The organism is Paenibacillus humicola (assembly GCF_028826105.1).
Lineage (GTDB): Bacteria > Bacillota > Bacilli > Paenibacillales > Paenibacillaceae > Paenibacillus_Z > Paenibacillus_Z humicola.
Map to the genome: position 1 here is coordinate 2,033,355 of NZ_JAQGPL010000001.1, position 13,052 is coordinate 2,046,406.

Consider the following 13,052-nt stretch of genomic DNA (forward strand, 5'->3'; position numbering starts at 1 on the left):
TTTTGATCGATTCCAGCGGCAACAACTTGGTCTTTCTGCTCTGTACGCCGAGAAGCGGCAGCTCCCTGGCGACGGTCATACTTCAGAATCACAGCAAAATGTTCGCCGCGCAGGAAATGTGGTTTTTGATGAGCCTCTGCGATTTGCAGGCGGCCCCGCGCCGGGCGTACGGCGGAAGCGGCATCATCAACCAGTTTTTCAACGGCGTCCTGCCGCAGGAATCGTTCGATTCGGCATGCCGGGCTTTTGCGCTCCAGGTATACAACGGCCTGCTGCAAAGCAGCGCCGGAGCGGAGCTGGCGATCGACAAGTCGCCCCGCTACTACTATTTGCTGGAATTTTTGGACCGGCTGTTTCCGTTGTCCAAACGGATCTGGCTGATCCGCAACCCGCTGGCCGTGCTTGCTTCCTACAAAAAAGTGAACCGGCACCGTGGAGAAAGCTTCGCGGTCGAGCAGCTGCTAAGTCCATCGTTCGATATGAAAACGGCGGATCTGACGGTCGGACTGTTCCGTTACGTCCATTATTTTGGGGGGGACAATCCGTATGCGTACCGGCTCCGGTACGAACGGCTGGCGTCCGATCCCCGGACCGAGCTGGACGGCGTTTGCCGGTTCCTGGGGCAGGAATACGAAGAGGGCATGGAATTGTACGGCGATTTTATGCACTCGGCCAAAACCGAATTGTATTTCAGCATGGGGGTCGGCGATCCGTTCGTGGCCAATCACACGAAGCCGAACCGCGATTCCATCGACATCTGGAAAGAGGTGCTCGATAAACGCGAAATCGAGCTGTACGGCCGTGTGCTGGGTGCGCGGGTATTCCGTGAGCTCGGCTATGAAGTAGAGCTGGCCGAAGCGGAGCGGCTGACGGGCGTGCGGTTTCCGGAGCAGCCGGACGAAGAGCTGCTGGACAAGCGCGCCAAGCAGCTGGCGGATGCGACGGGCTGCAGGTGGCAGGAGCATTACGCGATGCGTACCGAATCGGCTGCGGGGACGGAACTTCTTCTGCCGGAACCGGATGCGTCCGGCGTTAAGCCGGACTCGCAGCTGCTTCAGCTGCAGATGACCGTGCGCGCGCTCGAGCAGCGGCTGGAGAACAGCGCCGCCATGCAGAGTCAGCTGAGGTCGCAGCTGGACGCGGCCAGGCGCAAAATCGACCGGGTGAAGTCGCTTATTCCGTTCGGCGGCCGGCTGTCCCGGCTGGCTTCCGCGCTGTCGAACGGCGGGAGGAAGAAATGAGTGCGATTGCCGCGATTTTGAGCCTGGACGGCGGTCCCGTCAGCCCTTCGGACGGCCGCGCCATGATGGAGGTTATGCGGCGGTACGACGGCGACGATACGCACTCCTGGACGGACGGGCCGGTTTTTCTCGGCTGCCGCGCCAAATGGGTGACGCCCGAGGACGAAGCCGACCGGCTTCCCCTCTGGGATCCTGCCGGCCAGCTGGCCATCGCGGCCGACGCGGTGATCGACAACCGCCGGGAATTGTTCGGTCTGCTGGACATTCCGCCTGCCGAACGAGGCGGCATGACGGACGCCGCGCTTATTTTGCAGGCGTACCGAAAATGGGGACCGTCGGCTCCGGAGTATTTGACCGGCGATTTCGCGTTCGTCATCTGGGACGGGCGGAAACGGCTGCTGCTCGGCGCGAGAGACTTGTTCGGCAATCGCTGCCTCTATTATCACCGCAGCGGCCGGCGGCTTGCGTTCAGCACGACGATTGAGCCGCTGCTCGCGCTGCCGGGCGTGCCGAAGGAGCTGAACGAAAGCTGGCTCGCCGAGTTTATGGCGATTCCCGACATGTACGAATCGACCGATGCGGGGGCGACGCCGTACCGGGACATTCATCAGCTGCCGCCGGCCCATACCGTCGTCATCGCGAACGGAACCGCGACGCTTGCGGAATGCGGCTCCCTCGAGCCGCAGGAGACGGTGCGGCTGAAGTCGGCCGGCGAATACGAGGAAGCGTTCCGGGACGTATTCGCCGAAGCGGTGAAATCCCGCATCCGCACGCGCGGCCGGGTGGCCGCGACGTTAAGCGGCGGGCTCGATTCGGGCGCGGTCGCCGCTTTTGCGGCGCGGGCCCTGTCGGCGGAAGGGAAGACGCTGCTTAGCTACAGTTACGTGCCTCCGGCCGATTTTTCCGATTGGACGCCGGGCAGCCAGACGGCCGACGAAAGCCGGTTTATCAAGGCGACCGTCCGAAGCGCGGGCAATATCTCCGACCGGTATTTGGATTTCGCCGGCGTCAGCCCGCTCTCCGAGGTGGACGAATGGCTGGATATTATGGAAGCACCCTACAAATTTGTTGAGAATTCGTTCTGGCTGAAAGGGATTCACGAACAGGCCGGACGCGATGGAGCAAGCGTGCTCCTGACCGGGGCGAGAGGCAATTTCACCGTCTCGTGGGGGCCGGCGCTGTACTATTATGCGCTTCTGCTCAAGCGTTTGAAATGGCTGCGGCTGCTGCGGGAAATTCGGCTGTTCGGCGCAAACCGCGGCATCGGCAGGAAGCGGCTGCTGTCCCTGATCGGCAGGGAAGCGTTTCCAGTCCTTCACAGGAACGAGGACGGCGGTCATGCCGGCGGAAGCGATATTCCGTCGATGCTTATCAGTCCCGAATTCGCCGTGCGGACCGGGGTGTTCGCAAAGTTACGGGACAACGGCATCGGGCCTGGAGGAAGCACGATCCGGGATGCGGTCGAGCTCCGAATGGACAAGCTGCGAAGCCCGGCCGTCGGCAACAAGAACGGCGCGTCGGCGACCAAACTGTCGCTGCGTTACGGTGTGCTGGAGCGGGATCCGACCTGCGATCCCCGTGTCGTCCGGTTTTGTTTCTCGGTGCCGGTGGAGCAGTATGTCGGCGGCGGCATGGACCGCGCGCTGATCCGCAGAGCCACCAAGGATTATTTGCCCGACGAGATCCGGTTGAACCAACGTATTCGCGGTGTTCAGGGCGCGGACTGGGTTCATCGCATCCTGCCGGCGTGGGCTACTGCGAAGGCCGAGCTGCTGCAGCTGTGCAGCGACCCGGCGGCTGCGGCCTATCTGAACGTCGAACGAATCCGGAGCGCGTTATCGGGCTTCGGAGCGGGGCCGCGTCCGGAGCAGGCGTTTCATCCGGAGCTGCGCATGCTCATGCGCAGCCTCGTGATCTACCGGTTTCTGCGCAGATTTGAGTGATCCGCGAAGCTTTGCAAACGTATTTGAAAGGAGGTGACAACATGGAGAACCAAGCGAAAAAAGAATGGCAGGCTCCGGCACTGGAGTCCCTGAACGTCGGCGAAACGATGTACGGCAAAGGCAATACGCAAATTGATTTCGTGACGACGGACGATTTGGACGTTTACAACCCGAGCTAAGACAGAGTTATAGTTCATTCGTTTGTTTTATGTCCTTGCCGGGACTTCCCGGTCCGGGCAAGGATCATTCTTTTTCATTTCAAAGGAGCGAGTGCAGAATGTCGAAAATGTGCCTGACCGATCAAAAAGTCGTCCAGTCTGCGGGCAGCGTCGTCAGCGATATGGGCGGAGAGAAAGTCATGTTCAGCGTCAATTCCGGAAAATATTACAATCTTGGTCGAATCGGCGGACGGGTATGGGAGCTGATTGCATCCCCGACTACGGTGAGTCGGCTGGTCGACGAGCTCACGTCCGAATACGATATCGACCGCGAAACGTGCGAGCAGCAGGTAACCGATTTCCTTGTCAATCTGCAGAAGGAAGCGCTGATCGAGGTAAAGGACGTCGATGCGTAAGCTGAAGAAGTTTCTGGCGCTGCCGGCGGACAGAAAACGCCTGATGGCGGAGGCGTTCGTTTTTTTGGGGGTGGCGCGCGTCATGAAAGCACTGCCGTTTTCCCGGATTGCGCCGTATCTGGGCATGCGCATGGCGGAGACGCCGGCGGTTCACGACCCGTCCGACGAAGCCGTCATTCGCCAAATTTCGCAGTCGATCCGGGTGATGAGCCGCCACACATTCTGGGAAAGCCAGTGCATGGTGAAGGCGATTGCGGCCAAAAAAATGCTGGAGCGGCGCGGAATTCCGAGCACCTTGTACCTCGGAACGGCGCGGGACGGCAAAGGGAGCATGATTGCCCATGCCTGGCTTCGGAGCGGAGCGTTTTACGTGACCGGGGCGGAGGAGATGCGGATGTTCACCACGGTTGCCGTCTTCGGAACGCATAAACGCGTGGAGAGGATTGAAGGTGTCTGATATGGAGAACGATTGTATTCTGGATTCTGGCGCTTTTTCACAAGAACTGAACATCATGCTGGCGTTGCTGAAGACGGATGCCACTAGGCAGCAATCGGACAAGCCATCGCTGCCGAACATCGATTGGAATCAATTTGCGAAGCTGGTCCGGCATCACCGGGTTTATCCGCAGCTATATGCCGGCTGGAAAGATAGTGAATTGATTCCGGCCGATGTTCTGCAAGCCCTTCAGGACGATTTTAACAAGAATTTGTTTCGCATGCTCCGGTTAAGCGGGGAAATGGAGCGCGTCTGCGCCGCCCTGCATGAACGCGGCATCCCTTCACTTATGTTGAAAGGGCCGGTGCTGGCAAAGGAATTATACGGCGATCTGTCGCTCCGGACGTCGAAGGATCTGGATATTCTGGTCCCGGCGGAAGACGTCGAGAAAGCCGAGCAGACGCTGACAGATCTCGGCTATGCCGGCGAATCGAGCTTTCGGCGCGTCTTCAACTGGAAGTGGAAGTTTCACCATGTCTCGTATACGCATCCGCAGTCGCGGATCCAGGTGGAGATCCATTGGCGGCTCAATTCCGATATGGGCAAGGAGCCTTCGTTCGAAGAGCTGTGGTCGCGGAGACGGACAAGCTCGCAGGCGCAAAGCCGCGTCTGCCTGCCGGGCAGCGAGGATTTGTTCATGTACCTCGTATCGCACGGCGCGCGGCACGGCTGGTTCCGGCTCCGCTGGCTGGAGGATATCGACCGGATCGTGTCGCAGGGCTTGGACTGGGGGACGCTTATTCCGCTCATGAAACGGTACGGATGCCTTCACCTAGGCGGGCAGGCGCTCATTCTTGCCTCCGAGCTGCTGAATACGCCGGTCCCCCGGGAAGCGAAGCCGATGACCGCTGGCCGTCTTCCGCGCGAGCTGGCTCGCCTCGCCGCCGGCTTTATCCGCAGCGATGTCCCGCCCGAGCAGACAGCGACGGCGAAGGACGGGGCCAGAGCGTACAAAAGGTACCTGTTCGCGTTGAAAACGAAGCGGCAAAAGGCGTTCTACCTGATCAGCCAGCTGTATCCCAGCTTCAGGGACGCCGAAGCGCTGCCGCTTCCAAAGCCGCTTTATTTTCTATATTTTCCGCTTCGGCCTTTCGTCTGGCTTTGGCGGCAGATGAGGCAGCAGGCCTGATCCGCGGCGCGGGTTTATTCGCCGGTTCGGAGGGGGAACGGACTGAAACGGCGCGCGGCTTGCGAATATTGTTAGGGGGTCGCCGCTTATTCGACTCCAGCTGCAGCCTGATGCAGGCTGATTATGAAGATTGTCGGAGGAACGTATGAGCGTAATAGCCGGCATTCTCTGTCACAGCGAAGAGACGGTTCCGGCCGAAGACCGCATCCGTCTCATGAATGCCCTGCAGCACTATCCTGCAGACGACGAGCGCGACTGGCAGGGAGGACCCGTTTTTCTGGGGGGCCGGGCCCAATGGATAACCCCCGAATCGGTTCATGAACAAGTGCCTTTATACGATGAAAACCGCGGGCTGGCCGTTGCCGCCGATGCGATCCTCGATAACCGGGACGAATTGTTCGAGCGTCTGGGCATCGAGTATAACCGGCGGGATCGGATGACCGACAGCGAGCTTATACGATCGGCTTACGAAAAATGGGGCCAGGAAGCCCCCGCCTATTTAATCGGCGATTTCGCGTTCGTCATTTGGGACGAGCGGCGGCGGCTGCTCTTCGGCGCGCGCGACCTGCTCGGCAACCGGACGTTATATTATCGCAGCGACGCGCGCCGGTTCGCGTTCTGCACGGCGGTTAACCCGCTGCTTGAGCTGCCCGGCGTCAAGAAGGCGCTGAACGAGGAATGGCTGGCAGAGTTTCTGGCCATCCCCGTCATTCTCGATACCGCCGATGTCCGTTCTACGGTCTACCGCGGAATCGAACAACTTCCTCCGGCCCATGCATTTGCAGCCGCCGACGGAAAACTGACGCTGCGGCAGTACGGCAGCTTGACGGTTCCGGCCGACAAGCTTCGCTTGAAGTCGAACGGCGAATACGAAGAAGCGTTTCGCCATGTGTTTCGGGAGGCCGTCACGTCAAGGCTGCGCACGCACCGTCAGGTCAGCGCCAGCCTGAGCGGCGGTCTGGATTCGGGAGCCGTCGCCGCCTTTGCGGCGGATCCGCTGCGGCAGCAGGGCAAACGCCTGTACGCCTACAGCTATATCCCCGCGCCGGGCTTTACGGACTGGACGTCGCGGCGAATGGCTGCCGACGAAAGTCCTTATATCGATGCCGTCGTACGGCATATCGGGAATATGGAGCAAAGCAGTCTGGCGTTTCCGGGCAAGGATTCCTTCGGGGAAATCGACGATCTGCTCGGGGTCATGGAAGCGCCCTACAAGTTTTTCGAAAATTCGTTTTGGATCAAGGGCATTCTCGAAAAAGCCCGGGAGGACGGAGCCGCCGTGCTCCTGACGGGGGCGCGGGGCAATTTCTCGATCTCCTGGGGGCCGGCAATGGATTATTACGCCGGACTGCTGCGGAAGCTGCGCTGGATTCATCTGTACAGGGAGCTGAAGCTGTACGGCAGGCAGATGAACATCGGGCGGTCCCGCCTGCTGCCGGAAGTCTTCAAGCTGGCGTTTCCTTTTGCGGCATTGTCCTTCCATGCGAAACGCGAGCCGGATAGTCCGCAGCTCATTCATCCCGATCTGGCCGCAAGAACGAACGTGTTCGCGAAGCTGAAGGGCCACGATGCGGGCCTCGACGGCGTGACGTTCGACGAATATGCCGCCCGGGATTACCAGTTTGAACAATTTGCCGTTTCGAATCATCAGGGGACGTCGATCACCAAATTTTCGCTTCGTTACGGCGTTTGGGAGCGGGATCCGACGGGCGACCCGAGAGTAGTGCGCTTCTGCTTGTCGCTGCCGGTCAGCCAGTATGTGCAGCACGGGATCGACCGCTCGATCGTGCGCAGGGCGACGGCAGGCATGCTGCCGGACGAGGTGAGGCTGAACCAGCGCGTGCGGGGCGTGCAGGGAGCGGACTGGATTTACCGCATGCTGCCGAACTGGGGCGCTTTTATGGACGAGCTTCAGACGCTCTGCCGCGACCCTGCAGCCTCGCATTTTCTGAATGTGGCGCAAATCAAAGCGTCGATGGCTAAAATCGGATATTCACCGAAGCCCAAGCTCGCGTACGACGCGGATGCGCGGCTTCTCATGCGGGGGCTCATCGTTTACCGGTTTCTGAAGAGGCAGTTTTAAGAACCGGCCCCGCTTCGAAAGGAGGTGAATGCGATGAAAAAGCTCGAATGGAATCAACCGACGCTTGAAGTGCTCGACGTCAACATGACGATGGGAGGACCGAACGGAGTTGTTCCCGACAAGAACGGCAAAGGCTCCAACAACGGCCATCCTCATGAATCCTAAGTGCTCCTTTTGATCGAAACCGGAAAAAAGCGCCCTTATACGCTCATTGCGTATAAGGGCACCTTCGTTCTATCGCATCGTACTCCTAGACGAATAAGGTGAAGATGATGAAACAACCTGCTCTGAACGTATATAAAGCATTCGGGCTTCGGCTGGCAAGCGAAATCGCCCTGCCGGAAGCGCTGCGCGAACCGGACCAGGCCGGCGGACCGGACGTCCGCATCGAATGGGAGGACCTGAAGGCGCTCTGGGACGAACGCAAACAAGAAAGCGATTATTACGCGGTCCATGGCGACGAGTTTATGATGCATATTCCGGGCACGGCGATTTTTCGCGTGCAGGGCGGAAAGCGGATCGGCGTCTCGCCGGACGAAGGAGCCGAAGAAACCGGCATCCGGCTTTATGTGCTCGGATCGTGCATGGGCGCGATTCTGCTCCAGCGGAAGCTGTTTCCCCTGCACGGAAGCGCCGTCGTTATCGACGGAAAAGCGTACGCGATCGTCGGCGATTCCGGCGCGGGTAAATCAACCCTTGCCGCCGCGCTGGGCAAGCTCGGCTATCCGCTGCTGACCGACGACGTCATCGCCGTATCGGCGGCTGAAGACGGAAGTCCCGTCGTCATTCCCGCATACCCGCAGCAGAAGCTATGGCAGGAAAGCCTTGACATGCTGGGCATGCAGGACGGCGAATACGCTCCGCTGTATATGACCAAGTATGCGGTCCCGCTGTCGACCGGATTTTACGGGAGCCCAGTTCCGCTGGCGGGCATCTTCGAACTGAAGAAGACGGAGCTTGAAGGAACGGACATGCGCCTCCTGGATGGGCTTGAGCGGCTGCCGGCCATCCGCTATCATACGTACCGCCATTTTCTGGTCTCCCTTTTCGGTCTCGATCAGTGGCATTTCGGCGTCTCCGTGTCGATCGTAAACCACGTTCGCATGTATCAGCTTGCCAGACCGGCTCTCGGCGTGACCGTTCACGATTTGGTGACGCGGATTTTGAGCGAAACGGGCCAAAATGTGAAGATTTTGCACGGATAGGAGAGAACGGGCGTGGAGCATCTGCTGCAGTATTTCCGGAAATTGCACCGTTTTGCCGGCATCAAGCTGTATGTGAACGTGATCGGCATGATGCTGATCAGCGTGCTGGAAAGCATCGGGATTTATATGCTGGTTCCCGCGCTAGGGTTAATCGGCATTTTCAATTTGAATACAAGCGGGATTCCGTATGTCTCGCATTTGGTCAAGCCGCTGCAGGCGATGCCGGATCAGCTGAAGCTGCCGGCCGTATTGGGAGCGTTCATCCTGCTCGTCGCCGGACAGGCTTATTTGCAGCGCAGACAAACGAATCTGAACCTGGAGCTTCAGCACGGGTTTATCCGTTATCTTCGAATCGAGATTTACCAGGGCCTGCTGCAGGCCGATTGGCCCTTTTATTTGCGGCGCAGAACGTCGGATTTCAGCAATGTGATGACGAACGAGCTCATGCGCGTCAGCAGCGGGACGTATCTCGCGCTGCGGTTCGCGACGACGCTGCTGTTTACGCTCGTCCAGATCGTCTTCGCGCTGTGGCTGTCCGCTCCGCTGACGGCTTTGGTGCTCGTATGCGGGCTGGCGCTTGCGGTGTATGCCAGCCGGTACATCAGGCGCTCCAAATCGCTCGGGGACGAGACGTCTTCGCTGGCGCAGGATTATATGGGCGGGATGACCGACCATTTCAACGGCATCAAAGACATTAAAAGCAATATGACCGAGCGGCAGCATCTGGCCTGGTTTCAGGCGCTCTGCACGCGAATGGAGCAGAACCTCGTTCATTTCGGCACCACGCAGTCGGCCTCACAATTCGTCTACAAGGTCGCTTCCGCGTTTATCATTACGTGCTTCGTATTTGTCTCCTTCGAGGTATTCCACGTCCAGGCGGACAAGCTTATCCTGATCATTGTCATTTTCTCCCGGCTGTGGCCCAAATTCCCGGCGCTGCAGGCCAACTGGGAGCAGATCGCCCAGTCGATTCCCGCGTTCCGGAGCCTGGCGGATTTGCAGCGGGATACCGAGCTCGCCAAAGAAACCGAGACGCTGCAGCCCGCGGAGGGTGCGGAGGTTCGGATGTCGCAGGGCATCGAGTGCCGCGGCATTTATTACCGGTACAACGCCGGCCACGATACGTATGCGCTGAAGGATATCAATCTGTCGATCCCGGTCAACAGCATGACGGCGATCGTCGGCAAATCCGGCGCCGGCAAAAGCACCCTGATCGACATCCTGATCGGGCTGATCTTGCCGGAGAAAGGCGAGGTGCTGGCGGACGGCGTTCCGCTCGGCAAGGACGGCGGCTTTTTGCTGCGGCGGTCCGTGGGATACGTCTCGCAGGACCCGTTCTTATTCCATGCCAGCATCAGGGAAAATCTGCTGATCGTTGCGCCCGAAGCGACGGAGAAGCAAATGTGGGAAGCGCTGCGCTTCTCGGCGTCGGATGATTTCGTCCGGCAGCTTCCGCAGGGACTTGATACCGTGCTCGGCGACCGCGGCGTGCGGCTGTCGGGAGGAGAAAGGCAGCGGATCGTGCTCGCCAGGGCCATCCTGCGCAAGCCTTCCATTCTTATCCTGGACGAGGCGACCAGCGCGCTCGACAGCGAAAACGAAGCCAAAATCCAAGGGGCGCTCGACCGGCTGAAAGGCAAAACGACGATTATCGTCATCGCCCACCGGCTGTCGACCATCCGCGGCGCCGACCAGGTGATCGTGCTGGAAAACGGGCAGGTCGTCCAGCGCGGCGGTTATCAGCAGCTGTCCGCAGACGTCAAAGGAACATTCGGCAAACTGCTGGAATACCAGGCGGGGGCCCGCGCGTAGCAGCTCCCGTCCCCGTATTCCGATTCCCTCCATTCTTCCGCGCCGTCCCCTCCAATATACTTCCTTCCGGCCGCCGCCGGATCGTCAGCTCAGGAGTACGAATGCCGGCCGGGCAATTGACCCCGATGTCGGAAAATCCATAAAAAGGATTCGAAATTTTATCGTTCTTCGCACATTTTCATGTTTCTCGCGCCGGCCGGTTTTGATAAAATATACGGGCGAACCGACTTATTACGCTTTGCTGACACTGGGGGGCTATTCGCTTGTCGTCCGATCCGCTGTTTACTTTCTTATCCCCGCCGCTTCCGTACTTCATCGAATCGAACCGCAAAACGTATGCTCCCGGAGGCGAACACCCGAACCGCCGAAATATCGGCGTCTTCGACCTGCTCTTCGTTCACAGCGGCACGCTGCACGTCGGCGAGGAGCAGCGCGCCTGGTCGCTGGGAGCGGGACAGATGCTCATTCTTCGCCCCGACCGCTGGCATTATCCCGTGAAGCCGTGCGAAGAGGAAACGGTCTTCGACTGGGTTCATTTTCAGACGCCGGGCCCCTGGGAGGAGCTGGATGCCGGCAGCGGCGGCACGCTTCGGGGCGATTATTATTCGTACGCGATCCGCCTGCCGAAATCGATGACGCTCGCATATCCGGAAGAAGCGATCGCGCTGTTCGGCAAGCTGCACGAAGCGGCGATGGGCACCTCGCATGCCGCGTTCTGGCAGCGCCAGCAGTGGTTTCTGCACCTGCTGCAGCTATTTGACGAAGGCTGGCGCACCGATGCCGCCAAAGCGCCGATCGCCGTAGCGGAAGAGGCCGCCGCGTATTTGAAGCGCCATTACCGGACAACCGTCACGAACCGCCAGCTCGGCGACGTGCTTGGACTTCATCCGAACTATATCGCACGCTGCATGACCGAGGTGTTCGACTGTACGCCGCAGCAATATTTGCTGTCGTACCGGCTCGATCAGGCGAAGCTGCTGCTGATGAAAACGAACTGGCCGATATCGCGGATCGCGGGCGAGACCGGCTTCAAGCAGACGCCGCACTTCTCCCGGTCGTTCTCCGAGCATGTGGGCGTGACGCCGCTGCTGTTCCGCAAGCGCTACGCCGGGAGAACGCTCCCGAGCCGCCGCCGGGAGGATCCGGAATAATTCATTACATAACCAAAAGAGTGCCCGGCGGGCAAGTTATCAAGGAGAACGATTAAAACAAGAACAGGAACCCGCAGCGGGCTCCTGTTCTTGTTTTTGCACATATTGCATGATCAAGTGCTGGCCCGATGCCGGATGCGGGAGGGAAAAACGCGCATTCGCCGCCACGGCCGGCACCGCTGGTACCGGTTCATTTACAGGCACATTTCCAGGATCGCCTTCACATCCGCCTGCTCCAGCTTGCGGAACGAGCCGATCGGACCGAACCGCACCGCTTCGGCGGCCATCCGGTCCAGCTGTTCGCCTCCGATCCCGAAATCGGCAAGCGTCGACGGCGCGCCGATCCGGGAGAAGAAGGCGCGCGTCGCATCGATGCCGGCGAGCGCCATTTCTTCGTCCGTCCGCCCCGCACGTTCGATTCCCCACACCCGTTCCGCATATTGCGCGAAACGGTCCGTCCGCTCGCTGCACACATATTTCATCCAGTTCGGAAACACGATGGCAAGGCCGGCGCCGTGCGGGATGTCGTAGATGGCGCTGATTTCGTGCTCGATGCCGTGCGACGCCCAGTCGTTCTGCATGCCGACGCTGATCAGGCCGCCGTTCAGCGCCATCGTCCCGCACCACATCAGGTTCGCGCGGGCGGAATAATCGTCCGGCGCCGCGAGCGCCTTCTCGGCATTCTCGATCACGGTCTGCAGCACCGATTCGCACATCCGCTCCTGCAGCGGCGTATCGGGCGTCAGGCTGAAATACTGCTCGAAGACGTGCGACATCATGTCGACGACGCCGTTGACCGTCTGATCGGCCGGCACCGTATACGTGAGCGTAGGATCGAGAATGGAAAAACGCGGATAGGTATGCTTGCTGCCGAAAGCCCGCTTCAGCTTTTCCTCCCAATTCGTCACAACCGCATTGCCGTTCATCTCGGAGCCCGTCGCGGCCAGCGTAAGAATGGTGCCGAGCGGCAGCGCATCCTGAATAACCGCCTTTTGCATGCAAAAATCCCACACGTCGCCGTCGTACAAGGCGCCGGCGGCGATCGCTTTCGCGGCGTCGAGCACGCTGCCTCCGCCGACGGCCAGAACCAGCTCTACCTGTTCGCTGCGGCACAGTGCGATGCCTTTATGGATCGTCGTCAGGCGCGGATTCGGCTCGATCCCGGACAGCTCGACCGTCCGGATACCGGCTGATGCCAGCTGTTCCAGTACCTGGTCGTAGAGGCCCGTCTTTTTGATACTGCCTCCGCCGTAGACAAGCAGCGCGGTCTTGCCGTAAGGACGGGCAAGCTCGCCAAGCCGGGCAACCGTTCCTTCGCCGAAATAAACGGCCGTCGGATTGTGAAAGGTGAAATTGTTCATTCGCGTAAACCTCCTGTGTCGATTGGCACCTCGGAAACGATAGCTGCCCATGCATTC

12 protein-coding genes are annotated in these 13,052 nt (G+C 59.7%); 11 read left to right on the forward strand and 1 reads right to left on the reverse strand.

Features of this window, described 5'->3' with window-relative positions:
* Nucleotides 1-2: 2 nt before the first annotated feature.
* From PD282_RS09430 to PD282_RS09480, 11 genes are all read left to right on the forward strand, one after another.
* Nucleotides 3-1,241 (forward strand): sulfotransferase family protein, encoded by a 1,239-nt coding sequence (locus tag PD282_RS09430; protein ID WP_274650388.1) that lies wholly within the window; start codon nt 3-5, stop codon nt 1,239-1,241.
* Entirely contained in the window at nt 1,238-3,184 is a 1,947-nt protein-coding gene (locus PD282_RS09435; protein ID WP_274650390.1) for an asparagine synthase-related protein, read from the forward strand. The genes PD282_RS09430 and PD282_RS09435 overlap by 4 nt, the downstream gene beginning before the upstream one ends.
* A 41-nt stretch (nt 3,185-3,225) precedes the next feature.
* Nucleotides 3,226-3,363, forward strand: a complete 138-nt coding sequence (locus tag PD282_RS09440; protein WP_274650392.1) for a paeninodin family lasso peptide — start codon at nt 3,226-3,228, stop codon at nt 3,361-3,363.
* A gap of 98 nt (nt 3,364-3,461) precedes the next feature.
* On the forward strand, nt 3,462-3,758 hold the full coding sequence (locus PD282_RS09445) for a lasso peptide biosynthesis PqqD family chaperone (RefSeq protein WP_274650394.1): 297 nt from the start codon (nt 3,462-3,464) through the stop codon (nt 3,756-3,758).
* Nucleotides 3,751-4,215, forward strand: coding sequence for a lasso peptide biosynthesis B2 protein (locus PD282_RS09450; RefSeq protein ID WP_274650396.1), 465 nt, complete (start codon nt 3,751-3,753; stop codon nt 4,213-4,215). The genes PD282_RS09445 and PD282_RS09450 overlap by 8 nt, the downstream gene beginning before the upstream one ends.
* Nucleotide 4,216: 1 nt before the next feature.
* A complete protein-coding gene (locus tag PD282_RS09455) occupies nt 4,217-5,383 on the forward strand; it encodes a nucleotidyltransferase domain-containing protein (RefSeq protein ID WP_274650398.1) in 1,167 nt (388 codons plus the stop codon).
* A gap of 145 nt (nt 5,384-5,528) precedes the next feature.
* Nucleotides 5,529-7,466 carry an asparagine synthase-related protein gene (locus PD282_RS09460; RefSeq protein ID WP_274650400.1) on the forward strand — a complete coding sequence of 646 codons (1,938 nt, stop codon included), beginning with the start codon at nt 5,529-5,531 and terminating at the stop codon, nt 7,464-7,466.
* Nucleotides 7,467-7,499: 33 nt separating this feature from the next.
* The gene (locus PD282_RS09465; RefSeq protein WP_274650402.1) at nt 7,500-7,631 is read left to right on the forward strand and encodes a paeninodin family lasso peptide; all 132 of its coding nucleotides are present in this window, start codon (nt 7,500-7,502) and stop codon (nt 7,629-7,631) included.
* Nucleotides 7,632-7,735: 104 nt separating this feature from the next.
* Nucleotides 7,736-8,671, forward strand: coding sequence for an aldolase (locus PD282_RS09470; RefSeq protein ID WP_420832281.1), 936 nt, complete (start codon nt 7,736-7,738; stop codon nt 8,669-8,671).
* Nucleotides 8,672-8,683: 12 nt separating this feature from the next.
* The gene (locus PD282_RS09475) at nt 8,684-10,483 is read left to right on the forward strand and encodes an ABC transporter ATP-binding protein (protein WP_274650405.1); all 1,800 of its coding nucleotides are present in this window, start codon (nt 8,684-8,686) and stop codon (nt 10,481-10,483) included.
* Nucleotides 10,484-10,746: 263 nt separating this feature from the next.
* On the forward strand, nt 10,747-11,634 hold the full coding sequence (locus PD282_RS09480) for a helix-turn-helix transcriptional regulator (protein WP_274650406.1): 888 nt from the start codon (nt 10,747-10,749) through the stop codon (nt 11,632-11,634).
* Nucleotides 11,635-11,828: 194 nt separating this feature from the next.
* On the opposite strand, the gene PD282_RS09485 is transcribed toward PD282_RS09480, so the two are convergent.
* Nucleotides 11,829-12,995, reverse strand: a complete 1,167-nt coding sequence (locus PD282_RS09485; protein ID WP_274650407.1) for an iron-containing alcohol dehydrogenase — start codon at nt 12,993-12,995, stop codon at nt 11,829-11,831.
* Between the last annotated feature and the right edge of the window lie 57 nt (nt 12,996-13,052).